A 23,054-nucleotide genomic window follows, 5' to 3' on the forward strand; every position below is an offset into this window, starting at 1 on the left:
CTCAGGTCACATGAATGTGAAAAAAACGTGCGAAAAATTGAAGTTATGTTACGAGATTTTTCAAGGACTTAGGGCCAGCATACGGCCATATTCCGATGAACTTCAGCACCTTTACACAGGGGATACATTCGTCGACGGCAACCGAATGGGCTCCCTGGCAGGCCGCAACCCCATGTCCACGCTGAATCTGCAGCCGTTGGGCTCCATGGTGTCCAGGCTCACCGACCACCCCTGGTTTTCGCAGATTCGCTGCACCAACGACAGTCCCAGGCCCAAACCTTCGCCCCGTTGCTCGGTGCCGCGCACGAACGGCTGAAACATCGCCTCACGCTTTTCTTCCGGGATGCCCACGCCGGAATCCTCAACCATGAACCCGCCCTCACGCAGCGTCAGGCGGATAAAGCCGGTGTCGGTGTAGTGCAACGCATTGCGCAGCAAGTTGCCCATCACGGCATAGAGAAAGGTGGCGTTGTAGGCGGTTTCGGATGGCTCGCCGGGCAGGTATTCCAGGGTCAGCCCTTTGCGTTCGATCGGTTCGCGCCACAGGCTGATCAGTTGTTGGGCAGCACCCTGCAGCGTCAGTTGCGGATGCAGGGCGAGGTCGTCCCGTTGAGTGCGGGCCAGCATCAGGAAGGTCTGCACCAGATCGCGCATCTCCTCGCATGCCCGTGCCACGCGTTCGACCTGGGCCCGTGCGCGCTGGTCCAGCGCCGGGTTTTCCAGCAGCAGCTCACAGGAACTGGCCAGCACCATCAACGGGGTGCGCAACTCGTGGCTGACGTCGCTGGTGAACATCCGTTCGCGGGTCAGGGCATCACGCAGACGGCCCAGTGTGGCGTCGAAGGCCACGGCCAGCTCGCCCACTTCGTCAGCGGCGTAATCAGGGGCCAGGGGCGGCGCGAGGCCGAGCAACTGATCGCGATGCCGAACCTGCCGCGCCAGGCGCACCACCGGCGCCATCACCCGACGCGCCAGTATCCAGCCGAGGAAGACCGCCAGCGCCAGGGCCAGAACAAAGCCCACCAGCACGACGGCGAACAGCACGCGCTCACGCTCTTCGAAATCGCTTTGATCCTGGAGCAGCACGTAGTGGCGACCGTCGACGATCTCAACCATGGCGTGGTAGGACAACGGCCCGCGAAAGACTTCGTGAAAGCCCGGCTCCAGATGACGCAAATCCTTCGGCAGCTCGAAATCCCCAGGGCCGCCGCTGAAGTAAAACAGCTGATCCGGCTCGGGGCGATGGTTCCAGTCGTTGACGCTGTCCATCAGCAGCAGCCGCGTCAGGTCGCCACCCAGTCCGGCCGAAATCAGCTTTTCTTCGACCAGGTGCACCGTCGCGACAATGCCCATCGCGAAGCACCCGGCCACCAACGCACTCATCAGGGCGAAGGCGATGATGATCCGTTGGGCGAGGCTCTGCTTAAACTCCATCACGCCCCTCGGCGAGGCGGTATCCGACACCGTGAACGGTCTGCAACAGCGGCTTGGCGAACGGCTTGTCGATCACCTGACGCAACTGGTGAACATGGCTGCGCAGGCTGTCGCTGTCCGGGCAGTCATCGCCCCACAGGGCTTCTTCCAGAACTTCACGACGCAGCACGTGAGGGCTCTTCTGCATCAACACCGCCAGCAATTTCAGGCCCACCGGGTTGAGTTTGAGCAGACGCCCTTCGCGGGTGACTTCCAGGGTGTCGAGGTCATAGATCAGATCAGCGACCTGCAGGGTACGCCGCCCGCCGCCCTGGGCACGCCGCAGCACCGCCTCGATGCGCGCCGCCAGTTCCGACAGCGCGAAGGGCTTGAGCAGGTAATCGTCCGCACCGGAGCGGAACCCCTGCAGCCGGTCGTCAAGCTGGTCGCGGGCCGTGAGCATGATCACCGGGGTGTCGCGACGTGCGTCTTCACGCAGGCGCTTGCACAGGGTGTAACCGTCGATGCCGGGCAGCATGATGTCGAGCACGATCAGGTCGTAATGCTCGGTGGCTGCCAGGTGCAGACCGGACAGACCGTCTTGGGCGCAATCGACGGTGTAACCCTTCAAACCGAGGTAATCGGCGAGGTTTGCCAGGATGTCGCGGTTGTCTTCAACCAGCAGAATTCTCATGGCGCGTGTCTCCCTATGCGGTGTGGCGAGACCCGGGACACGGCGCGAGAGGCCGTTCAACAAGGTCAGAGTTGGCGGCAGCTTACGGCGATGCGCGCTCAAGGGCCAGCACCGACGTGCATAACGTTTTTTTCACTCGCGGTTCACGGCGCCACGACAGCGTTCTGCTCAGACTTCGCACCGCTCCGGCTCACTACCCCCCGCTCGCCCCTCGCCCACTACACGGGATTCGCCATGTCACACGCACTCGAACGGCCTGCCTCACGTCCGATCAATTTCTGGGTTTACCTGGGCATCCCGGCAGTGACCGCGATCGTTCTGGTATTGCTGGAATTAACCTCGCTGGACATGGACATCGCCAAACTGGCCTACGACCCGGTAGCGGGCGAGTTCATCGGGCGGCACAGCTTCTTTCTGGAGGACGTGCTGCATGACCGCGCCAAACAGGCCGTTATCGCCATAGGCGTGTTGTCCTTCGTCAGCTTTATCGCCTCGTTCTTCGTCAGTGTGCTGAAGCCGTGGAAACGTGAACTGGGCTGCATGGTGCTGTCGATGGCGTTATCCACCAGCTTCGTCACGCCGGTGAAAGTCGTGACATCGGTGCAATGCCCATGGAGCCTGAAAGAATTCGGCGGCCAGGAAACCTACAGCGAACTCCTCAGCCCCCGCCCTCAAACAGACAAACCGGGCCGCTGCTGGCCCGGCGGTCACGCGGCAACGGGCTTCACCTTGTTCGCCCTGTTCTTCGTCTTCCGCGACCGCAAACCCCGCCTGGCCAAAGCGGGCCTGATCTTCGCGGCGGGCCTGGGCACCGTCTTCTCCGTCGGACGAATGCTTCAAGGGGCGCACTTCTTCTCCCACAACATCTGGACAGCCGTGTTCTGCTGGCTGCTTTGCCTGGGGGCGTATTACTTCGTGCTGTACCGACCGGCGAAAAACAAACACCCGGTGGCGAGCAGTGAAGTCGTTTCGGGGTAGCCCCTCCCAGAGTGACGCAGAGCGTCACGGCCTGCATGCCCATGCAGAGGGTGGGCACGATCCAGATCGCTCTCATCCGGGCACGGCCAATTTGTTGGAGCCGGCTGCTGGCGAACTCGGTGGGTCAGCCACGACAGTGTCGCCTGAAACGGCGCATTCGCCAGCAAGCCGGCTCCTACAGAGGAATGCACTCACTCAGCGGGACCGGCTTTAGCCGGGAAGCCGTTGTTCTGCATCTGCCTTTGATCTGCTTTTGATCTTCATACACAGGAGGTCCAGTCACCGCCAAACGCGACTTGGGTGCAGGCTGAACGCAGGTCTCGCGGAGTGGGCCGAGCGGCATGGATGCCGCGAGAGCGCCGTCAGGACATGGATGTCCGTTCGGCGCGGGCCCACGGAGCGTCGTCGGAGTGAGGGTATTCCGACGAAGGAGGAACCCAACCAGGAGCAAGCACCCTTGGTTACTTGGGGATGGTGCGACTTTCGACTTTTCCAAGTAACTCGCCGGAGGCGAAATGTCTGCCCCTAGGCAGACGCTCATGATCCTGAGGCTTTTCAAAGGTAACTTGCGGAGGGAGTCATTTAGCTCCGCCCATAAAAAAACCCCGCCGAAGCGGGGTTTTTTCTACATCGGGGTAAGGCTGGCTTACATCATGCCGCCCATACCACCCATGCCGCCCATGTCAGGCATACCACCACCAGCAGCCTTCTCATCAGCCACATCAGCGATCATCGCCTCAGTGGTGATCATCAGACTGGCGATCGACGAAGCAGCCTGCAGAGCAGAACGCGTCACCTTGGCCGGATCGAGAATACCCATCTCGATCATGTCGCCGTACTCGCCGCTCGCAGCGTTGTAACCGTAGTTACCGGTACCCTGCTTGACCTTGTCGACCACAACGCTAGGCTCGTCACCCGAGTTCGCCACGATCTGACGCAGAGGCGCTTCAACCGCACGACGCAGCAACGCGATACCGACGTTCTGATCAGCGTTGTCGCCACGCAGTTCGGAAATCGCCTGCAGCGAACGAACCAGCGCAACACCACCGCCAGGCACCACGCCTTCTTCAACGGCTGCACGGGTTGCGTGCAAGGCGTCTTCAACGCGGGCTTTCTTCTCTTTCATTTCAACTTCGGAACCAGCACCGACCTTGATCACTGCAACGCCGCCCGACAGCTTGGCCAGACGCTCTTGCAGTTTTTCTTTGTCGTAATCCGAAGACGTGTCGCCGATCTGCTGACGGATCTGCGCGATACGACCGTCGATGTCGGCACGAACGCCAGCACCGTCGATGATGGTGGTGTTCTCTTTGTTCAGCACAACGCGCTTGGCGTTACCCAGGTGTTCCAGGGTAGCGGTTTCCAGGCTCAGGCCGATCTCTTCCGAGATAACGGTACCGCCAGTCAGAACAGCGATATCCTGCAGCATGGCCTTGCGACGGTCGCCGAAGCCAGGAGCCTTGACCGCTGCAACTTTCACGATGCCGCGCATGTTGTTCACGACCAGAGTCGCCAGTGCTTCGCCTTCAACGTCTTCAGCCACGATTAGCAGAGGACGGCCAGCTTTCGCGACGGCTTCCAGAACGGGCAGCATTTCGCGGATGTTGGAGATCTTCTTGTCAACCAGCAGCAGCAGCGGGCTGTCCAGCTCGGCAACCATGGTGTCCGGCTTGTTGATGAAGTACGGGGACAGGTAGCCACGGTCAAACTGCATGCCTTCAACGACAGACAGCTCGTTTTCCAGACCCGAACCTTCTTCAACGGTGATAACGCCGTCTTTGGTTACACGGTCCATGGCTTCAGCAATGATGTCGCCGATCGAGTTGTCGGAGTTCGCCGAGATGGTACCGACCTGGGCGATTGCCTTGGAGTCGGTGCAAGGCTTGGACAGCTTCTTCAGCTCGGCAACAATGGCGATGGTCGCCTTGTCGATACCGCGCTTCAGGTCCATCGGGTTCATGCCGGCAGCGACGGCTTTCAGGCCTTCGTTGACGATGGCTTGAGCCAGAACGGTGGCGGTGGTGGTACCGTCGCCAGCGTCATCGTTCGCACGGGAGGCAACGTCTTTGACCAGCTGCGCGCCCATGTTTTCGAAACGGTCTTTCAGTTCGATTTCTTTGGCTACGGACACACCGTCTTTGGTGATCAGCGGAGCGCCGAAGCTTTTTTCGATGATGACGTTACGGCCTTTAGGGCCCAGCGTTGCTTTTACTGCGTCGGCCAGGACGTTGACACCAGCCAGCATTTTTTTACGGCCAGCATCGCCGAATTTAACTTCTTTAGCAGCCATGATCGTTATTCCTTAAATACTTTGTAGTAACGGGAAATGGGGTATCAACTCAGCCTTCGACGACCGCGAGAATTTCGTTCTCGCTCATCACCAGCAGGTCTTCGCCGTCTACTTTCACAGTGTTGCTGCCGGAGTAAGGGCCGAACACCACTTTGTCACCCACTTTCACGGCCAGCGCGCGTACTTCACCGTTGTCCAGGATGCGACCGTTGCCGACGGCGAGGATTTCGCCACGGTTAGGTTTTTCAGCAGCCGAACCAGGCAGCACGATACCGCCAGCAGTTTTTGTTTCTTCTTCGCTGCGACGGATTACGACGCGGTCATGCAGAGGACGAAGCTTCATTGTCGATCTCCTAATTATGGTTTTTAAACGCCCGGTGCGAACACCGGCGGGTTAAAACATCCGGGCTTGCCGGTTACGGTTCGCGAGCGAACCGCAGAATACGGTCTGGCGAAACGCGCCAGAAACCTTGCGGTGACCCATACATAAGGGCGAGCAAGCCGAATTCAAGGCTGACCCCAGAAATTTTTTGAAGGAAGTGTGGTCGCGAAAACAGACACGGCACCCGCAGGTGCCGTGTCGTGGTGGTGTTGAATCACTTTTTATCCAGTGGCTCGAATTCGCCTTCGATCACCTCACCCTCGATGACTTCAGGGCGGCGTGCTTCAGGACGGGCAGCACCGGGGTGCATGGGACCTGCGGAATTCGCCGCGTGCATGTTCTCGGCAAACGCACGCTGGCGCGCGGCCTGGGCTTCGGCGCGGTTGCGCACCTTGCCGACGATCAGGCGACGGGAGAACGGCATCAGGAACAGCAGGCCCAGCACGTCACTGATGAAGCCAGGAAGAACCAGCAAACCGCCGCCGATGGTCATCATCAAACCGTCGAGCATCTGCTGCGCCGGGAGTTCGCCACGGGCCAGACTCTGCCGGGCACTCAGCGCGGTGGCCACGCCGGCAATCCGCACCATGAAAACACCGAGCATTGACCCGGCAACGACGAGCAGGAAGGTCGGCAGGAAGCCGATCGACATCCCGACTTTCACCAGCACGAACAGCTCGAGCACCGGAAAAAGCAATAAAAGCAGAAGAAAAACGCGCATCAAAGTGAGTTCCTAGACGGAAGAAGGCTTCCAGTAGACCTTACGTGACGTCGCAAAGTCGTTAATTCAAGCCTCGGCCTGTTCAAGTGTGGGCCATTTTTCAGCGTGAGCCAGCTGAGTCAAGGCCTGGCGGACGTGTGTCGGCGTGTTACAGGGCTCTGCGAAGGCCAGCCAGTACAGACTCTGGCCCACCCGTAGGTGCATGCCCTCACTGTCGATGCCGACCAACGTGGCCGGCTCGGTCTTCGGCAGGCCGGCCAGTTCGACGCAGTGGGCAATGGCTTTGGCGTGGTCGGCATTCATATGCTCGACCATGCTGAGTTCGGCAGCGCCAGCGAATGGATTGGCCAGCGCTGCGTCGTCCAGCCAGTGGATCGCGCCAAAGCCACCTATAAAGCGATAGCGCACCGGCTTCAGCACCCAGAAATCGAAATCGTGGGCGCTGTGGTAACTCTCGGATTCAGGGAAATAACGGTAGTAACGCTGAGCGGCGGCTTCAACCTGAGCGTGGTCGATGATTTTTTCAGCCTCGGCCATCAGCGTGACGCGCCCCACCGCTTGCACATCCTCGGCGCCGCGCTCGCCCACCAATAAAGAGCACTTGGCGTCAAGCTGCAGGTTATGGGTGTGCTGCGCGATACGGCTGATGAGAATCAGCGGACGGCCTTGTTCATCCAGGCAATAAGGCACCACCGAGCCAAACGGGTAACCGGGCATCGACTTGGAATGGGTCGACAATACGCCACGGTATTCCTTGAGCAGCAAGGCTCGTGCTTGCCGGTTGGCGCTGGCGCTCATGTGGGGCTCCTGAACAGTAAAACGAAAGCATCGAGGGACGCGAAGCAGCAGACGGCGACGCATGCCACACGATAATCGTTATCGTCGGAAGGTGCCAGATTGAGCGGGAGTGACGATTTGGCGGAGGGTTCGCGTAAAAGATAAAGCGTTATAACTGAAGCCAGCCGACGCGCGCAGATCAGGGAGTGATCTGCGCACGCTCAGGCATGGATAAAGCGGCTGTTACCAGGAAACACCAAAACCGGCGGTGTAGCGGGTCTTGTCCAGGTCGCCGTTATCAGAGCCGCTGATGATGTCCTTCTCGGCCTTGAGATTGAGGGACGCCCATTCGGTGACTTTGTAACGCAGGCCCACTTCCGTTTCCAGGCTGTAGTCCGCCACGCCACTGAGCGGCTTGCCGAGTTCACCATTGGTGAAGAACTCGACCTTCTTGCCAATCAGGTAGCGGTTGTAATCCCAGGTGCCGGACACGGAGTAGAAGTTGTCCTTCTCGCCGTTGGAATATTCAAAATCAGTGCGGTTCAGCAAGCCGCCCACTTTGAACGCACCCAATTCATCGTCCCAGAACTGGTAACCGGGACCGGTACCGACGGTGCGCTGACGGGACAGGTCTTCAATGGTGTCGCGCTTGTAGGTGATGCGCCCGTCCCAGAACCACTTTTCAGTGAGGAACCGGTCGACCGAGTATTCGGCATCCCAGTTATTGGTGGTGGTCAGGCTGTCCTGCGATTCGCGGTTGTATTCGCCCTTGGCGTTGTGGCGCCACTGGCCATGGGTCGCGGAGGTCTTGAAGGCGATGTTGTAATCGTCGGTGTCGTTCTCGGCGCGCTGGAAATCCAGTGCGGCATCGATATTGCCTTTCCAGACCAGATCGGTGACCACCGGCTTGGGCTTCATGATCTGCTGGATACTCGCCAGCTCCACCGTCTTCGGCGCATCGCCGTTGGCCAGCGTGACCTTGCCGTCTTCGGCCGGCTGCAGTGACTTGGCAACTTCGCCAGTGGTGGCGTCCTGCTTCACTAGAAGGTGCTGGTCACTTTCCAGCGTCTTGATTTCCTTCCAGTCCAGCGGGACGTCGCCTGCATATTTGGTGTTGATCAGCAGCTTGCCGCCGTCGAAGAACTTGATGGTCCCCGTCATCTTGTCACCGTTCTTCAACCAGACGGTGTCGGCGAGCAATGGGGTAGAAGCACTGGCAATAGCAACGCACAACAGGGTTCTGGACAACATAAGCAACGACAAGGCTCTGGTTCGCGGAAAATCGGGCATTATCCGGATGGACAACGTCTTGGCAATCGGCAGACCGCCGACACAGGTATCACTGACAGTAGGAAGTTTCCCTAGTTCCTTATCGAAAATTTCCGTTCATCCCTTTTACAGGAACGAATGCGTGATCGAACACTCTTCCGCGCACGACGACCCTACCGGTCTCTCACCTGCAGAGGCACGTCGCACGGCGTTATACCTTACGCTGCATCAAGTTCCCGAAGGCAAAGTGGTCAGTTATGGGCAACTGGCCGAGCTGGCCGGTTTGGGACGAGCGGCGCGCTTCGTTGGCAGAGCGTTGAGCCAGTTGCCGGACGGCAGCAGCCTGCCCTGGCATCGCGTGATTGGCGCCGGCGGGCGCATCAGCCTGGCGTCCGGAACCCTGTCTGGGGAGGAGCAACGGGCGCGCTTGCGGGCCGAGGGCGTGACCATCCGTAACAATCGTGTGGATATGCTGCGTCATGGCTGGCGCCCGACAGAGCACAACGGTTAGAGTGCGCGCTTTGTTTACGTAACCTGAGGCAGATTCCAGCCCATGCCCCGCAAAACCTGGCGCGCCGCGCTCGCCGCATATGCCAGCCCCTCTACGTTTGTGCTCCTGTTGCTCGGCTTTGCCGCGGGCATGCCCTACATGTTGGTGTTCTCAACGCTGTCAGTCTGGCTGCGTGAAGCCGGCGTCGCGCGTGAAACCATTGGCTACGCCAGCCTGATCGGTCTGGCCTATGCCTTTAAGTGGGTCTGGTCGCCGCTGCTCGATCAATGGAGCCTTCCGTTGTTGGGCCGGCTCGGCCGACGCCGCTCGTGGCTGGTGCTCTCGCAATCGCTGGTGACCCTGGGCCTGATCGGCATGGGGTTCTGCGACCCGCAGCAGCATCTGTCGTGGCTGATCGCGATTGCGGTGCTGGTCGCGTTTTCATCCGCGACCCAAGACATCGCCATCGACGCCTACCGCCTGGAAATCGCCAGCGACAGCCAGCAGGCGACCCTCGCCGCCAGCTACATGGCCGGCTATCGCGTCGCTGCCCTCCTCGCCACTGCCGGCGCGTTGTACTTCGCCGAAGGCTTCGGTTCGACCGGCTTCGCCTACAAACACTCGGCCTGGGCCGGCACGTATGTGCTGTTCGGCCTGCTCATGGTGCCGGCGCTGATCACCAGCCTGATCATGCGTGAGCCGTCCGTACCGATCCGTACCCAGCTGTCTGCCGTGCGCTACGGCTTTGCCCATCAACTGGCCTCGGTGTTCGTGCTGATCATTCTGTTGGTCTCGGTGCCGGCCATGTTCACCCAGCTATACAACACCGATTTCGCCAGCGTGCTGTTTCAGGGGACCACCTGGAAAGACCTGCTGATGGAAGACCGCGCCTTTCTTCGCGCGATCCTCTACACGCTGCTGACCGTGGCCTGCCTGTCGTCCATGGGACGCCGCGGCCTGGCGCCGGTTCTGACGCCGATCAACGACTTCATCCTGCGCTATCGATGGCAGGCGTTTCTGCTGCTGGGGCTGATCGCGACGTATCGCATGTCCGACACGGTCATGGGTGTGATGGCGAACGTGTTCTACATCGACCAGGGTTTCACCAAGGATCAGATTGCCAGCGTCAGCAAGATTTTCGGTCTGGTGATGACGCTGGCCGGTGCGGCGTTCGGCGGCCTGGCGATCGTGCGTTTCGGCATTCTGCCGATTCTGTTCATCGGCGGCATCACGTCGGCGGCCACCAACCTGCTGTTCCTGATGCTGGCCGACATGGGCCCGAACCTGAAGATGCTCATCGTCACGATCTCGCTGGACAACTTCAGCTCGGGCCTCGCGACGTCGGCGTTCGTGGCCTACCTGTCGAGCCTGACCAACCTCAAGTTCTCGGCCACTCAATACGCGCTGCTCAGCTCGATCATGCTGCTGTTGCCGCGTCTGATTGGCGGCTATTCCGGGGTCATGGTGGAGAAGCTGGGGTATCACAACTTCTTCCTGGCGACCGCGCTGATGGGCGTGCCGACGCTGTTCATGATCGCCCTGCACTGGGCGCAGGAAGCACGCCGGGAAGCGCGGGAAGAACGGGAAGACGGCAACGACGCCGCCAAATCTGCGGATTCAACTCTGTAAGGCGCTGGCGAACCTCATTCTGTAGGAGCCGGCTTGCTGGCGAACGCGGTAGGTCATTTACCTGCAATGGTGAGGGACATACCCGGTTCGCCAGCAAGCCGGCTCCTACAAAGCCATTCGACACCCGATCAATCAGATGGCGACACTTGGCCCCGCAACCATGACGGACCCACTCAACAAAAAGCCCCGCACTCTCACGAGTCGGGGCTTTTTGGTTTCTGCGATCGAGCGTTACGCCTTTGAGGGCTGCTCGTCCTGCACCACACGAATCACCCGCTGCGGGAACGGGATGTCGATGTTGGCCGCCCGCAGACGGTCGCGGATTTCAGCGTTGAAGCGGTTCGACACGTCACCGAAGTCACCGGTCTTGGTCCACACACGCAGGGACACGGTAATCGAGCTGTCGCCCAGTGCCGCGACCACCGCCTGTGGCGCCGGGTCCTGCAGGATGCGCGGATCATCCGCCATGTCCATCAACACTTGCAGCGCCTGCTTGAGGTCGGCGTCGTAATCGATGCCCACGTCGAAGGTGATCTTGCGCGTCGGCTGGCGGTTTGTATTGGTAATAATGCCGTTGGACAGGTTGCCGTTGGGCAGGATCACCGTCTTGTTGTCGCCGGTGCGCAGGACGGTGTGGAAAATCTGAATCCCGTCCACGGTGCCGGACACACCCTGGGCTTCGATCCAGTCGCCAATGCGGAACGGACGGAACAGCAGAATCAATACGCCGCCGGCAAAGTTCGCCAGGCTGCCCTGCAACGCCAGGCCGATGGCCAGACCCGCCGCACCGATCGCGGCAACGAATGAGGTGGTTTCAACCCCGATCATCGACGCAACGCTGACGATCAGCAGGATCTTCAGAATGATGTTGGTGATGCTGCTGATAAAGCCCTGCAACGCCAGGTCGACGTGGCGCAGCGCCAACAGCGCACCCACGCGGGAAGTCAGTCTATTGATCAGCCACCAGCCGACCAGCAGGACGACCACTGCCAGCAGCACCTTGCTGCCGTATTGCATGACCATCGGGATCCAGGCCTGAGACGCTTTCACCAGATGGTCTACCTGGCCGTTTAAATCCAAGTCCATCTATTTCTCCTCGGGGTCGCGACATGGAAGGCTGAAGCAACGGTGCCGAGTGGGCCCGTTATTTCAGCGAGACCTGCATTCGGACGCACAGGAACCCCTCGGGTTCCTGAGCCAACATGAAATCGCAGGGCAAATCGCGGGGGGAATCAGTCGCGGAAGTTGTTGAACTGCAGCGGCATGCCGAATTCATGACCACGCAGGGCGGCGATTGCTTCTTGCAGGTCATCACGCTTCTTGCCGGTGACACGCACCTGTTCGCCCTGAATCGCGGCCTGAACCTTGAGCTTGGCCTCTTTGATGTGAGCGACGATCTTCTTCGCCAACTCCTTGTCGATGCCTTCCTTGAGCGTGGCTTCCTGCTTCATGACCTTGCCGGACGCGAAGGGATCCTTCAGTTCCAGGCACTGCACATCAATCTTGCGCTTGACCAGGGCCAGCTTGAGGATCTCGATCATGGCTTCAAGCTGAAAACCTTCTTCGGCCGTCATCTTGATCAGCAGGTCTTTTTCCGTGAACTCGAAGCTGCCTTTGCCTTTGAGGTCGTAGCGGCGGTCCAGCTCTTTGATCGCGTTGTCGACGGCATTCGTGACTTCGTGTTTATCCAGTTCGGACACTACGTCGAACGAGGGCATGTGGATTCTCCAATTGATACGGCGCGGCTCAACATGTGGATGGAGCACGCCTGACTTGACGGTATGAAAGCCCGGTCATTATAACGAGACTTTTCCCACGTTCATGTGAGCCTACGATGTTGATTTCGTTTTCCTTGCGCACCGATATCATCGTCACCGGGCGTCATTTCTTTTGAATTCCGTGTGCTGGCACGTTCTGGGCGCGGGCAGTCTGGGCAGTCTGTGGGCCACGCGACTGGCCCGGGCAGGCTTGCCGGTGCGGCTGATCCTGCGCGACGAGGCCCGACTGACGGCCTACGACGCGCAAGCCGGGCTGGCACTCAACGAAAAAGGTCAGCGCCAGACGTTTGCCATTCCGGCGCAGACGGTCAGCGCAGATGAACCCATCCAGCGGCTGCTGGTGGCATGCAAGGCCTACGATGCAGAGCGCGCCGTTGCAGCCGTCGCCCATCGCCTGACCGAGGCGGCTGACGTATTGCTCCTGCAAAACGGTCTCGGCAGCCAGGACGCCGTGGCCGCCATGATTCCTGAGGCACGCTGCATCTTTGTCTCCAGCACCGAAGGCGCCTACCGCGATGAAGACTGGAGCGTGGTGTTTGCCGGGCAAGGCTCCAACTGGCTGGGCGACACACAGCAGGACGCGGCGCCGGCCTGGCTGGATGAGCTCAAGCAGGCGGGCATCCCCCATCAGTGGACCGCTGACATCACCGAACGCCTCTGGCGCAAGCTCGCGCTCAATTGCGCCATCAACCCGCTCACCGTGTTGCATCAATGCCGCAACGGGGAGCTGCAGGCTCATGCGGAGGAAGTGACGACGCTGTGTGCCGAGCTCGGCCAGGTATTGCGATGCTGCGATCAGCCCGGTGCGGCGGAAGGGTTGCTAGAGCAGGTGCAACAGGTGATTGCCGCCACCGCCGGGAATTATTCCTCGATGCATCAGGACGTCGCCCAGGGCCGTCGCACCGAGATCCGCTACCTGCTCGGGCATCTCTGCGCCACGGCGGCCGCCCTCGATTGTGCCGCGCCAACGCTCAACCAGCTACGCTTGCGGTTGATCGAACACCTCAACGCCCGGGGTCTGCCCAGCGACTGACGGGTTTGCTCGCGGGCGGAACAGCGCTAACCTGCCCGCTCCTCATTCCGGTGACCTGCCCCATGCCATTGCGCCAGCGCCTCGAAAACCTGCCGGTCGGTCAGAAACTCCTGGCCGCCTTGCTGGTGTTGCTCACCACTGTGCTGGTGGTTGCCAACCTGACCTTCATCAGCGCCGCCTATTACATCTCTCAGGAAGCGATGGCGCCCCAGGCATTGCAGACGATCGGTCGGCTGATCAGCAATCCCGGGCTCTCCGAACAAGCCCTGTCCTCGACCTCCAACGCCCAGGCGCTGCTCAAGGAACTGAAAAACTACGGCCCGTTGCGCGCGGCGGCGGTGTACGACAGCAGCGGTACGCGTCTGGCGCAGATGCAGCAAGGCGACAAGCTGCGCATGCCCGACCACTACCGGGATCTGGAGAGCTGGCGCATGACCGAGTTTCGCAACACTCAGGTCATCCCCATTCCCAAAGCCGGGCAAGCACAGGGGCATCTGTTGCTGGTCGCCAGCAGCGAATTGCCGACGGCGTTCTACACCGGCACGCTGACCGCCAGCCTCGGCATCCTCATTTTTAGCATCCTGCTCTGGGCCGGCGTTGCCCGGCAGATTCGGCGCTTTATCACCGAGCCGATCTACCAGCTGGAAGACCTGTCGCGGCGAGTCACCCGCGAGGAGAACTACGCGCTGCGGGCGACGCCCGGCAACAAAGACGAAATCGGCTCGCTGGCCGAGGCGTTCAACACCATGCTCTCGCGCATGGAAGCCCGTGAGCAGCAGCTCAGACGCGCCCGTGATGATTCCCAGGAAGCCTACGATCAGGCCCAGGGTCTGGCGGAAGAAACCCGTCACACCAACCGCAAGCTGGAGCTGGAAGTTCAGGTGCGCAGCAAGATCGAGAAGAAGCTCACGGGTTTTCAGAATTACCTCAACAGCATCATCGACTCCATGCCGTCGGCGCTGATCGCCCTGGACGAGCAGCTGTACGTCACCCAGTGGAATCAGGAGGCCGGCGCCCTGTCCGGCACGCCGCTGGACGAAGCGCTCAACCAGCCCATCTACTCGGCGTTCCCGCCGATGCGCGCGTTCCTGCCGCAGATCAAGCAGACCGTCGAGCGTCACACCGTCACCAAGATCGAGCGCGTCACTTGGGTCAAGGGCGAGGAGTCGCGTCATTACGCCCTCACCTTCTACCCTCTTACCGGCGATGCCGGCCGTGGCGCGGTGATCCGCATCGATGACATCACCCAGCGACTGTCGCTGGAGGAAATGATGGTTCAGTCGGAGAAAATGCTCTCGGTCGGTGGACTTGCCGCCGGCATGGCCCACGAGATCAACAACCCCCTCGGCGCGATCATGCACAACGTGCAGAACATTCGCCGTCGGCTGTCGCCCGATTTGCCGAAGAATCTGGAACAGGCTCAGCAGGAAGGCATTCAGCTGGCGGCGGTGAATCAGTACCTGATCGCCCGGGAAGTGCCGCAGCTGCTGGACGGCATTCAGTCGGCCGGGGCGCGAGCGGCGAAGATCGTCAGCCACATGCTCAGCTTCAGCCGGCGCAGCAACCGTCAGCTGGCGCCCTGTGATCTGCCGGCACTGATCGATCAAGCCGTGGAGATCGCCAGCAACGACTTCGACCTCACCATCGGTTTTGACTTCAAGGGCCAGAACATCATTCGCCAGTTCGATCCTGACCTCGGCCCGGTGCCGGCGACGGCCAACGAACTGGAGCAAGTGCTGCTCAACCTGCTGAAGAACGCTGCTCAGGCCATTCACCAGCGCGAAAATCCCGGCGAGCCGGGGCGCATCATTTTGCGCACGCGCCTGAACCCGCCGTGGGCGGAAATCCAGGTAGAGGACAACGGCATCGGCATGCCGGAAAGCGTGCGCAAGCGCACCTTCGAGCCGTTCTTCACTACCAAGGAAATCGGCCAGGGCACCGGACTCGGGTTATCGGTGTCGTATTTCATTATCACCAACAACCACAAAGGCCAGATGGAAGTTCATTCCACCCTCGGCCAGGGCACCTGTTTCACTTTGCGTCTGCCGCTGGTGGACAATTCGATAGATATGCCTGCACCACAGGTCATTGGTCAGTACGACCGGGAGTAGAGCCATGGGATTTCGCTTGTCGAAAATTTACACGCGCACGGGTGACACCGGCGAAACGGGTTTGGGCGACGGCCGTCGGGTGCCGAAGGACCACCCGCGGGTCGAGGCCATCGGGGAAGTTGATTCGCTGAACAGTGAGGTCGGCGTGTTGCTGGCCGGCCTGACGGCAGCAGTCGCGACCCATCCGGCGCTGCAGGAAGTCATCGACGTATTGGCGCCCTGTCAGCATCGGTTGTTCGACCTGGGCGGCGAGCTGGCGATGCCGGAATACCAGGCGTTGAATGCGGCGGAGATCGAGCGTCTGGAAACGGCGATCGATCACTGGAATGAAGAGCTGGGGCCGCTGGAGAATTTCATTCTGCCGGGCGGCTCGACGCTGATCGCCCAGGCCCACGTTTGCCGGAGCCTGGCGCGCACGGCGGAGCGACGCTGTCAGCACCTGAACGCGGTCGAGCCACTGGCAGGGTTCGGGCTGGCGTACATCAATCGGCTGTCGGACCTGCTGTTTGTGGCGGCGCGGATCATTGCCCGGCGTGAGGGGGTGGCGGAGATACTGTGGGAGCCTGCGAAGAAGCCGCAGTGACCACACAGAACGGTGCCAGTCGGATTCACTGCTGAAGATGGACGCCGCTTCTGTAGGAGCTTGCCCGCGAACGCGATCAGCCTGTGGCATCGATTTCGCTGACTCACCGCGTTCGCCAGCAAGCCGGCTCCTACAGGGTTAACGGTGTTGTTAACTCTGCGGCCAGAACGCTCTGATCCCCGCCACGCCCTGCGCACCACATTCCCACGCCTGCTGGCGATCCGTCGGCCCTACCCCGCCCAGCAAATAAACGGGCTTGCTGAAACCCTCGATCAATTCGCGGGCTTTGTCCCAGCCTAGCGGCTGTGCGTCAGGATGGCTTTGCGTCGGCAACACCGGCGAGAGCGTGACGAAATCCACGCCCATCTGCTCGGCCAGACTCAACTCTTCAGCGTCATGGCATGAAGCCGCCAGCCAGCGGTCTTCAGGAAACGGCCGACCCTTGCTGGCGTATTTGCGCAGCTGTTCGCTGGTCAGGTGCCAGCCCGCCGCCGGAAAGTCACCCAGCCATTCGCGCGGCCCTTTGAGCATCAACTGCGCCTTGCCCGCGCACAGCCCGACCGCGTCAACCGCCACGTCACGGTATTTCGGGTCGTACATGTTCGGCGCACGCAGCTGAACCAGCTTGATGCCGCCAGCCACCGCGGTGCGTATGCCGCGCAGCAGCTCCGGCGTTTCCAGATTGTCCGGGGTAACCAGGTATTCACCCGGCAAACGCGCAGCGGCCACGATCGGCCGATTCGCTGCCGGAAACTCGTACTCGGCCAGTTCCCGCTGCGACACCCAGGCCAGCGGTTGCCCTTCAACACCGTGGGGCTCGCCGGTAAACGACGAAACTTCCCACACGTCCAGCAACACCTGCTTATCCGGATAGTCGTGCATGATCTGGATCAGCGGACGCGCCGCCGTGACCACGATGCCGAGCTCTTCATGCAGCTCGCGGGACAGCGCGGCTTCGACCGATTCATCGGCCTCCACCTTGCCGCCGGGAAACTCCCACAAGCCGCCCTGATGCTGTTTGTCGGCGCGTCGGGCGATGAGAATCTTGCCCTCGGTGCCACGGATAACCGCCGCGGCTACATGGATGCGTTTCACGTTCAACCTTCCTCCAGACCCGCCTGCTGCCAGCGCTTGAACTCAGGCCACTGATAAATCGTTTCGACATAGGCTGCCGCGTCCGCTGGCAGCTCGACGTGATAGGTACGAAAACGCACGGCGACCGGTGCGAAGAACGCATCGACGATGCCCGGCGTGCCGAACAGGAAACCCTCACTCACGCCCGACACCGCGCGGCATTCACGCCACAGCGCAACCATGCGTTCGATATCTGCCTGAGCTTCGACCGCAATGATTTCCAGCGCCTCGTCCTGACGCAAGTCCATCGGCAAACGCGAGCGCAGTCCGACAAAACCGCTGTGCATCTGCGCGCACGCCGACCGGGCCTGAGCGCGGGCGGCAACGTCAGCTGGCCACAATCCTGCATTCGGAAAGCGCTCCGCCAGATACTCACAAATCGCCAGTGAGTCGACGATGGTGCCGTGCTCGCACTTCAGCGCAGGGACTTTACCGGTCGGCGAATGCTCCAGAATCAGCCGCGTGGTGTCGGCCTGATTCAGGCGAATCACCTGATCGGTGAACGCTTCGCCGGTCAGCGCAAGCGCCAGCCAGGGGCGCAACGACCAGGAGGAATAACGTTTGTCGCCGATGATCAGGTGCAGGCTCATGTCTTGGCTCCGTTGAAACCGGTGGACTCGCTCGTGACTCAGGTGCGGTATTCCGCGTTGATTTTCACGTATTCGTGCGACAGGTCGGTGGTCCAGATGGTTTCGCTGCAATCGCCACGGCCCAGCTCGATGCGGATAGTGATCTCTTCCTGCGCCATCACCAGCGAGCCTTGCTCTTCAGTGTAGGTGCTGGCGCGGGCGCCTTTGCTGGCGATGCACACGTCACCCAGAAACACGTCGATCTTGCTGACGTCGAGGTTCGGCACGCCCGCGCGACCCACGGCCGCCAGGATCCGGCCCCAGTTCGGGTCCGACGCGAACAGCGCGGTTTTAATCAACGGCGAATGCGCCACGGTGTAACCCACGTCCAGGCATTCCTGGTGATTGCCGCCGCCGTTGACTTCGACGGTCACGAACTTGGTCGCGCCCTCGCCGTCACGGACGATGGCCTGAGCGACGTCCATGCAGACTTCGAAGACGGCTTTTTTCAGTGCCTCGAACAGCGGCCCTTTGGCTTCGGTGACAGCGGGCAGGTCAGCCTGGCCGGTGGCGATCAGCATGCAGCAGTCATTGGTCGACGTGTCGCCATCGATGGTGATGCGGTTGAACGACTTGTTGGCGCCGTCGCGAATCAGGTCCTGCAGCACGCTCGGCGCCACCTTGGCGTCGGTGGCGATGTAGCCCAGCATGGTCGCCATGTTCGGACGAATCATGCCCGCACCTTTGCTGATGCCGGTCACGGTGACGGTCACGCCATCAAGCACGAACTGACGGCTCGCGCCCTTCGGCAGCGTGTCGGTGGTCATGATCCCGGTGGCCGCCGCCGCCCAGTTGTCGACGGACAAATCATCCAGCGCCGCCTGCAGCGCGCCTTCGATCTTCTCGACGGGCAACGGCTCGCCGATCACGCCAGTCGAAAACGGCAGCACAGCGCTGGCATCGACCCCGGTGATTTCGGCCAGCTTGGCGCAGGTGCGCTCGGCGGCAGCCAGGCCTGGTTCGCCAGTGCCGGCATTGGCGTTGCCGGTGTTGGTCAGCAAATAACGCACCGTGCCTTGAACACGCTGTTTGGCAAGGATCACCGGCGCCGCGCAAAACGCGTTCAGGGTGAACACGCCTGCAACGCTGGAGCCTTCGGCGCAGCGCATGACCACAACATCTTTGCGCCCCGGGCGCTTGATGCCGGCGGAAGCGATGCCAAGTTCAAAACCGGGAACCGGGTGCAGCGTCGGCAAAGGACCAAGACCAACAGCCATGAAGTGCGCTCCTTGAAAGACAGTCACGCCATGCGGCCCCGCCGACACGGCTCGATTGATTGAAAAACGCCGCGACGGCAGAGCCGGTCGCGGCGTGATTTTACAGTTCAGCCAAAGCTTGTCGCGGCTTACAAATCAGTTGATCTGGCCGTGACAGTGCTTGAATTTCTTGCCCGAACCACACCAGCACAATTCGTTGCGACCCAGCTTCTGGTCGTTGCGAACCGGCGACAGCGCGGCGGCTGCGGCTACCGCGACGTCTTCACCCTCTTCGGCGAGCAGGTCAGGCTGATCCAGGCCCGGCGCTTCGGCGTGCTGGAACTGCATGCGCTGGGCCAACTCCTCGGCTTCGCGGCGCAGACGCGCCTCTTCCTCGGCTGGATCTTCGCGGCGAACCTGAACGTGGGACAGCACACGAATGGCATCGCGCTTGATCGAATCGAGCAGCTCCTGGAACAGGGCAAACGACTCGCGCTTGTATTCCTGCTTCGGGTTCTTCTGAGCGTAACCGCGCAGGTGAATACCGTGACGCAGGTGATCCATGGTCGACAGGTGGTCTTTCCACAAGTCGTCCAGCACGCGCAGGAGAATCTGCTTCTCGAACGTACGCAGCGCCTCGGCACTGGCCTGATCTTCTTTCTCGTTGTAGGCCGCCAGAATGGCTTCCATCAACTTCGGGCGCAGGGTGTCTTCGTTCAGGTGATCGTCTTCGTCGAGCCACTGCTGGATCGGCAGCTTCACGCCGAAGTCGCTGTTCAGCGCAGCTTCCAGACCCGCGACGTTCCATTGCTCGGGCAACGACTGAGGCGGGATGTGAGCGGAAATGGTGGCGTCGAGGACTTCTTCGCGGAACTCGGCAATGGTGTCACCAATGTTGGTCGCAGCCAGCAGGCTGTTACGCATGTGGTAGATCACTTTGCGCTGTTCGTTGGAAACGTCGTCGAACTCGAGCAACTGCTTGCGGATGTCGAAGTTGCGGCCTTCGACCTTGCGCTGCGCTTTTTCGATCGCGTTGGTCACCATGCGGTGTTCGATCGCTTCGCCGGACTGCATGCCCAGCGCCTTCATGAAGTTCTTCACCCGGTCAGAGGCGAAGATGCGCATCAGGCTGTCTTCCAGCGACAGGTAGAAACGGCTTGAACCGGTGTCACCCTGGCGACCGGCACGACCACGCAGCTGGTTGTCGATACGGCGGGATTCGTGACGCTCGGAAGCGATGACGTGCAGACCACCTGCTTCAATCACCTGCTGATGGCGCTTCTGCCAGTCGGCCTTGATCTGCGCGATCTGCTCAGGGGTCGGGTATTCCAGGCTGGCCACTTCAACTTCCCAGTTACCGCCCAGCAGAATGTCAGTACCGCGACCGGCCATGTTGGTGGCGATGGTCAGCGCACCCGGACGACCGGCCTGGGCGATGATTTCAGCTTCTTTTTCGTGGAACTTGGCGTTCAGAACCTTGTGCTCGATGCCTTCCTGCAACAGCAGCCGGGACATGTGCTCCGAGGTTTCGATCGTCGCCGTACCCACCAGCACCGGACGTTGCTCGGCCAGACAGGCCTTGATGTCGGTGATGATCGCCGCGTACTTCTCTTCGGCGGTCAGGTACACGAGGTCGTTGAAGTCTTTGCGCGCCAACGGCTTGTTCGGCGGAATGACCATCACGGCCAAGGCGTAGATCTGGTGGAATTCGAACGCTTCGGTGTCCGCCGTACCGGTCATGCCGGACAGCTTGTTGTACAGACGGAAGTAGTTCTGGAAGGTGGTCGAGGCCAGGGTCTGGCTCTCGGCCTGAATATTCAGGCCTTCCTTCGCTTCGATGGCCTGGTGAAGGCCTTCGGACAGACGACGACCCGGCATGGTACGCCCGGTGTGTTCGTCGACCAGCAGGATCTGGCCGTCCTGAACGATGTACTCGACGTTGCGATGGAACAGCTTGTGGGCACGCAGACCGGCATAAACGTGGGTCAAGAGACCGAGGTTATGCGCGGAATACAGGCTCTCGCCTTCAGCCAGCAAGCCGACTTCGGTGAGCATTTCTTCGATGAACTGGTGACCGGACTCGTTCAGCTCCACCTGACGGGACTTCTCGTCAATGGAGAAGTGACCCTGTTTGGTGACCACGCCTTCCACTTCCTCGATGTGCTGCTCGAGCTTGGGGATCAGCTTGTTGATTTCGGTGTAGAGCTTGGAGCTGTCTTCGGCCTGGCCGGAGATGATCAGCGGCGTACGGGCTTCGTCGATAAGGATCGAGTCGACTTCGTCGATCACGGCGAAATTCAGTTCACGCTGGAATTTGTCTTCCAGGCTGAACGCCATGTTATCGCGCAGGTAGTCGAAACCGAATTCGTTGTTGGTGCCGTAGGTGATGTCGGAGGCGTAGGCGGCGCGTTTCTCTTCCGGCGGCTGGAAAGGCGTGACTACGCCTACGGTCAGACCGAGGAATTCATACAGCGGGCGCATCCAGTTGGCATCACGACGGGCCAGGTAGTCGTTCACCGTGACCACGTGCACGCCTTTGCCGGACAGTGCGTTGAGGTAGACCGCGAGGGTCGCGACGAGGGTCTTACCCTCACCGGTACGCATCTCGGCGATCATGCCTTCGTGCAGTGTCATGCCGCCGATCAGCTGTACATCGAAGTGACGCATGCCCATCACGCGTTTACCCGCCTCGCGGCAGACCGCGAAGGCTTCGGGCAAGAGCTGGTCGAGGGTCTCACCTTTGGCTATGCGGGCCTTCAACTCGTCGGTCTTGGCGCGCAGCTGTTCGTCCGAGAGGGCGAGCATTTGCTCTTCGAAGCTGTTGACGACCTGGACCGTCTTGAGCATGCGCTTCACTTCGCGCTCGTTCTTGCTTCCGAAAAGTTTTTTTAACAAAGGTGCAAACATATCGAAAGGATCTTCCACACATAGGGATGGAGGGCGGCCCCGTGAGTCGCCCGAGCAGCCCTCATGGCCGCATGCGAACGAGCATTCTACCCGGAAATGGTGGTGAGGAAAGTGGCGTTATTCCACGATGCTGGCACAGCAATGTTACGGGGCAGAAGTACAATAGGGTCATTTCCCGTGACTTCAACCCATGCGGGTGAGAAGTTTTATTAATGTTTTTTCATGATCGCGCCGTGCATTTGCACCCGGAACGCCTGACCTAAAGGTGCTTCAACCGATTCTGCTAAGATCACGCCTTGGCAACACAAGGCACCCCACCATGGCATTTCGTCCCCTACCGGCGCGCGCACCGGCTGTTCTCCTGCGCGAAGCCCGGCCGCTCAAAGCCATCTTCAACCACGCCCAACGCCTCGCACACTTGCAGCGGCTGCTGGAAAGCCAGCTACAACCCGCTGCCCGCGAGCACTGTCACGTCGCGTCATGGCGCGAAGGCACATTGCTGCTCATCGTCACCGACGGCCACTGGGCCACTCGGCTGCGCTATCAACAGAAGCGTTTGCAACGGCAACTGGTGGCATTCAACGAATTCTCCAACCTGACCCGCTTGCAACTGAAGGTACAGCCCGCAAGAACCCACAGGACTGAGATGGGGCATACACGCGATCTGTCGGTTGCAGCAGCCGAAACCATCACCGCAACAGCGGAAGGCATCACCGACCCGAAACTGCGTGCCGCGCTCGAGCGGCTGGCTGCGCATGCGGCGCCCAAAGGGACTGGGGAATCGTGAGTTCGGCGGGAACAGTGGCCCGCTTACGCGGTGACGCGGAGCGTCAAAGGATGCATACCCACGCGGAGCGTGGGCACGATCAGCATCAGTGATTTTGGCAAGTCCGAGAATGCCAGCGCCCGCGATGGCCTCTTCCCGGCTAAAGCCGGTCCTACATTTACTGCAGTGGTCTAATTTCCCCGGACACCTCGATAAGTGGAAAATACATTTATCGAGGAGTTTTTCATGACCAGAAAACGCAATAGGTTTGATG

General features: G+C 60.6%; 20 protein-coding genes. 7 read left to right on the plus strand and 13 right to left on the minus strand.

Annotation, left to right across the window (positions count from 1 at the left end; genetic code table 11):
• Positions 1-111: 111 nt before the first annotated feature.
• On the minus strand, positions 112-1,434 hold the full coding sequence (locus ACQKEN_RS16610) for a sensor histidine kinase (RefSeq protein ID WP_427687090.1): 1,323 nt from the start codon (positions 1,432-1,434) through the stop codon (positions 112-114).
• Positions 1,424-2,107, minus strand: coding sequence for a two-component system response regulator ColR (colR, locus tag ACQKEN_RS16615; protein ID WP_037014624.1), 684 nt, complete (start codon positions 2,105-2,107; stop codon positions 1,424-1,426). The genes ACQKEN_RS16610 and colR overlap by 11 nt, the downstream gene beginning before the upstream one ends.
• A 234-nt stretch (positions 2,108-2,341) precedes the next feature.
• Here colR and ACQKEN_RS16620 point away from each other — a divergent pair, with 234 nt between their 5' ends.
• Positions 2,342-3,085, plus strand: a complete 744-nt coding sequence (locus ACQKEN_RS16620; protein ID WP_427687092.1) for a phosphatase PAP2 family protein — start codon at positions 2,342-2,344, stop codon at positions 3,083-3,085.
• Positions 3,086-3,731: 646 nt separating this feature from the next.
• Here ACQKEN_RS16620 and groL read toward each other — a convergent pair.
• From groL to ACQKEN_RS16645, 5 genes are all read right to left on the minus strand, one after another.
• Positions 3,732-5,375 (minus strand): chaperonin GroEL, encoded by a 1,644-nt coding sequence (groL, locus tag ACQKEN_RS16625; RefSeq protein WP_331106322.1) that lies wholly within the window; start codon positions 5,373-5,375, stop codon positions 3,732-3,734.
• A gap of 49 nt (positions 5,376-5,424) precedes the next feature.
• Positions 5,425-5,718 (minus strand): co-chaperone GroES, encoded by a 294-nt coding sequence (locus ACQKEN_RS16630; RefSeq protein WP_037014630.1) that lies wholly within the window; start codon positions 5,716-5,718, stop codon positions 5,425-5,427.
• Positions 5,719-5,971: 253 nt separating this feature from the next.
• Positions 5,972-6,478 (minus strand): FxsA family protein, encoded by a 507-nt coding sequence (locus tag ACQKEN_RS16635; protein WP_427687095.1) that lies wholly within the window; start codon positions 6,476-6,478, stop codon positions 5,972-5,974.
• A gap of 66 nt (positions 6,479-6,544) precedes the next feature.
• Positions 6,545-7,276, minus strand: a complete 732-nt coding sequence (locus ACQKEN_RS16640; RefSeq protein ID WP_427687097.1) for a HugZ family protein — start codon at positions 7,274-7,276, stop codon at positions 6,545-6,547.
• Between the two features lie 222 nt (positions 7,277-7,498).
• A complete protein-coding gene (locus tag ACQKEN_RS16645) occupies positions 7,499-8,506 on the minus strand; it encodes a DUF481 domain-containing protein (protein ID WP_427687123.1) in 1,008 nt (335 codons plus the stop codon).
• A 160-nt stretch (positions 8,507-8,666) separates the two neighbouring features.
• On the opposite strand from ACQKEN_RS16645, the gene ACQKEN_RS16650 reads away from it, so the two are divergent.
• Both ACQKEN_RS16650 and ACQKEN_RS16655 read left to right on the plus strand, forming a co-directional pair.
• Positions 8,667-9,035: an MGMT family protein gene (locus ACQKEN_RS16650; RefSeq protein WP_427687099.1), complete on the plus strand. Its 369-nt coding sequence runs from the start codon at positions 8,667-8,669 to the stop codon at positions 9,033-9,035.
• A gap of 42 nt (positions 9,036-9,077) precedes the next feature.
• Positions 9,078-10,643 (plus strand): AmpG family muropeptide MFS transporter, encoded by a 1,566-nt coding sequence (locus ACQKEN_RS16655; protein ID WP_427687101.1) that lies wholly within the window; start codon positions 9,078-9,080, stop codon positions 10,641-10,643.
• 231 nt (positions 10,644-10,874) lie between these two features.
• On the opposite strand, the gene ACQKEN_RS16660 is transcribed toward ACQKEN_RS16655, so the two are convergent.
• Positions 10,875-11,723 carry a mechanosensitive ion channel family protein gene (locus tag ACQKEN_RS16660; RefSeq protein WP_427687124.1) on the minus strand — a complete coding sequence of 283 codons (849 nt, stop codon included), beginning with the start codon at positions 11,721-11,723 and terminating at the stop codon, positions 10,875-10,877.
• Positions 11,724-11,875: 152 nt separating this feature from the next.
• On the minus strand, positions 11,876-12,361 hold the full coding sequence (locus ACQKEN_RS16665; RefSeq protein ID WP_065992166.1) for a YajQ family cyclic di-GMP-binding protein: 486 nt from the start codon (positions 12,359-12,361) through the stop codon (positions 11,876-11,878).
• Positions 12,362-12,533: 172 nt separating this feature from the next.
• Here ACQKEN_RS16665 and ACQKEN_RS16670 point away from each other — a divergent pair, with 172 nt between their 5' ends.
• The 3 genes from ACQKEN_RS16670 (at position 12,534) to ACQKEN_RS16680 (ending at position 16,148) form a co-directional block, all read left to right on the plus strand.
• Positions 12,534-13,454: a putative 2-dehydropantoate 2-reductase gene (locus ACQKEN_RS16670; RefSeq protein WP_427687103.1), complete on the plus strand. Its 921-nt coding sequence runs from the start codon at positions 12,534-12,536 to the stop codon at positions 13,452-13,454.
• Between the two features lie 62 nt (positions 13,455-13,516).
• Complete coding sequence (locus ACQKEN_RS16675; protein WP_427687105.1) at positions 13,517-15,565, plus strand: ATP-binding protein; 2,049 nt, start codon at positions 13,517-13,519, stop codon at positions 15,563-15,565.
• 4 nt (positions 15,566-15,569) lie between these two features.
• Positions 15,570-16,148 (plus strand): cob(I)yrinic acid a,c-diamide adenosyltransferase, encoded by a 579-nt coding sequence (locus ACQKEN_RS16680; protein ID WP_427687107.1) that lies wholly within the window; start codon positions 15,570-15,572, stop codon positions 16,146-16,148.
• 150 nt (positions 16,149-16,298) lie between these two features.
• Here ACQKEN_RS16680 and ACQKEN_RS16685 read toward each other — a convergent pair whose 3' ends face one another.
• The 4 genes from ACQKEN_RS16685 to secA all read right to left on the minus strand — a co-directional run bounded on the left by ACQKEN_RS16685 (position 16,299) and on the right by secA (position 22,014).
• Positions 16,299-17,243: a Nudix family hydrolase gene (locus ACQKEN_RS16685; protein ID WP_427687109.1), complete on the minus strand. Its 945-nt coding sequence runs from the start codon at positions 17,241-17,243 to the stop codon at positions 16,299-16,301.
• 2 nt (positions 17,244-17,245) lie between these two features.
• Positions 17,246-17,872 carry a glutathione S-transferase family protein gene (locus ACQKEN_RS16690; RefSeq protein WP_074884490.1) on the minus strand — a complete coding sequence of 209 codons (627 nt, stop codon included), beginning with the start codon at positions 17,870-17,872 and terminating at the stop codon, positions 17,246-17,248.
• A 38-nt stretch (positions 17,873-17,910) separates the two neighbouring features.
• Positions 17,911-19,128: a bifunctional glutamate N-acetyltransferase/amino-acid acetyltransferase ArgJ gene (gene argJ / locus ACQKEN_RS16695; RefSeq protein ID WP_427687111.1), complete on the minus strand. Its 1,218-nt coding sequence runs from the start codon at positions 19,126-19,128 to the stop codon at positions 17,911-17,913.
• Between the two features lie 135 nt (positions 19,129-19,263).
• Positions 19,264-22,014 carry a preprotein translocase subunit SecA gene (gene secA / locus ACQKEN_RS16700; RefSeq protein WP_427687113.1) on the minus strand — a complete coding sequence of 917 codons (2,751 nt, stop codon included), beginning with the start codon at positions 22,012-22,014 and terminating at the stop codon, positions 19,264-19,266.
• A 319-nt stretch (positions 22,015-22,333) separates the two neighbouring features.
• On the opposite strand from secA, the gene ACQKEN_RS16705 reads away from it, so the two are divergent.
• Positions 22,334-22,801 carry a DUF721 domain-containing protein gene (locus ACQKEN_RS16705; RefSeq protein WP_427687115.1) on the plus strand — a complete coding sequence of 156 codons (468 nt, stop codon included), beginning with the start codon at positions 22,334-22,336 and terminating at the stop codon, positions 22,799-22,801.
• Positions 22,802-23,054 lie beyond the last annotated feature (253 nt).

The sequence above is a fragment of the Pseudomonas sp. NPDC078416 genome (genome assembly GCF_050268485.1).
Taxonomy (GTDB): domain Bacteria; phylum Pseudomonadota; class Gammaproteobacteria; order Pseudomonadales; family Pseudomonadaceae; genus Aquipseudomonas.

What these genes read in the sequence shown, in the direction of transcription:
- ACQKEN_RS16610 (WP_427687090.1), bottom strand. Translation starts at nt 1,434, where the DNA reads ATGGAGTTTAAGCAGAGCCTCGCCCAACGGATCATCATCGCCTTCGCC.
- colR (WP_037014624.1), bottom strand. Translation starts at nt 2,107, where the DNA reads ATGAGAATTCTGCTGGTTGAAGACAACCGCGACATCCTGGCAAACCTC.
- ACQKEN_RS16620 (WP_427687092.1), top strand. Translation starts at nt 2,342, where the DNA reads ATGTCACACGCACTCGAACGGCCTGCCTCACGTCCGATCAATTTCTGG.
- groL (WP_331106322.1), bottom strand. Translation starts at nt 5,375, where the DNA reads ATGGCTGCTAAAGAAGTTAAATTCGGCGATGCTGGCCGTAAAAAAATG.
- ACQKEN_RS16630 (WP_037014630.1), bottom strand. Translation starts at nt 5,718, where the DNA reads ATGAAGCTTCGTCCTCTGCATGACCGCGTCGTAATCCGTCGCAGCGAA.
- ACQKEN_RS16635 (WP_427687095.1), bottom strand. Translation starts at nt 6,478, where the DNA reads ATGCGCGTTTTTCTTCTGCTTTTATTGCTTTTTCCGGTGCTCGAGCTG.
- ACQKEN_RS16640 (WP_427687097.1), bottom strand. Translation starts at nt 7,276, where the DNA reads ATGAGCGCCAGCGCCAACCGGCAAGCACGAGCCTTGCTGCTCAAGGAA.
- ACQKEN_RS16645 (WP_427687123.1), bottom strand. Translation starts at nt 8,506, where the DNA reads ATGTTGTCCAGAACCCTGTTGTGCGTTGCTATTGCCAGTGCTTCTACC.
- ACQKEN_RS16655 (WP_427687101.1), top strand. Translation starts at nt 9,078, where the DNA reads ATGCCCCGCAAAACCTGGCGCGCCGCGCTCGCCGCATATGCCAGCCCC.
- ACQKEN_RS16665 (WP_065992166.1), bottom strand. Translation starts at nt 12,361, where the DNA reads ATGCCCTCGTTCGACGTAGTGTCCGAACTGGATAAACACGAAGTCACG.
- ACQKEN_RS16675 (WP_427687105.1), top strand. Translation starts at nt 13,517, where the DNA reads ATGCCATTGCGCCAGCGCCTCGAAAACCTGCCGGTCGGTCAGAAACTC.
- ACQKEN_RS16680 (WP_427687107.1), top strand. Translation starts at nt 15,570, where the DNA reads ATGGGATTTCGCTTGTCGAAAATTTACACGCGCACGGGTGACACCGGC.
- ACQKEN_RS16690 (WP_074884490.1), bottom strand. Translation starts at nt 17,872, where the DNA reads ATGAGCCTGCACCTGATCATCGGCGACAAACGTTATTCCTCCTGGTCG.
- argJ (WP_427687111.1), bottom strand. Translation starts at nt 19,128, where the DNA reads ATGGCTGTTGGTCTTGGTCCTTTGCCGACGCTGCACCCGGTTCCCGGT.
- secA (WP_427687113.1), bottom strand. Translation starts at nt 22,014, where the DNA reads ATGTTTGCACCTTTGTTAAAAAAACTTTTCGGAAGCAAGAACGAGCGC.
- ACQKEN_RS16705 (WP_427687115.1), top strand. Translation starts at nt 22,334, where the DNA reads ATGGCATTTCGTCCCCTACCGGCGCGCGCACCGGCTGTTCTCCTGCGC.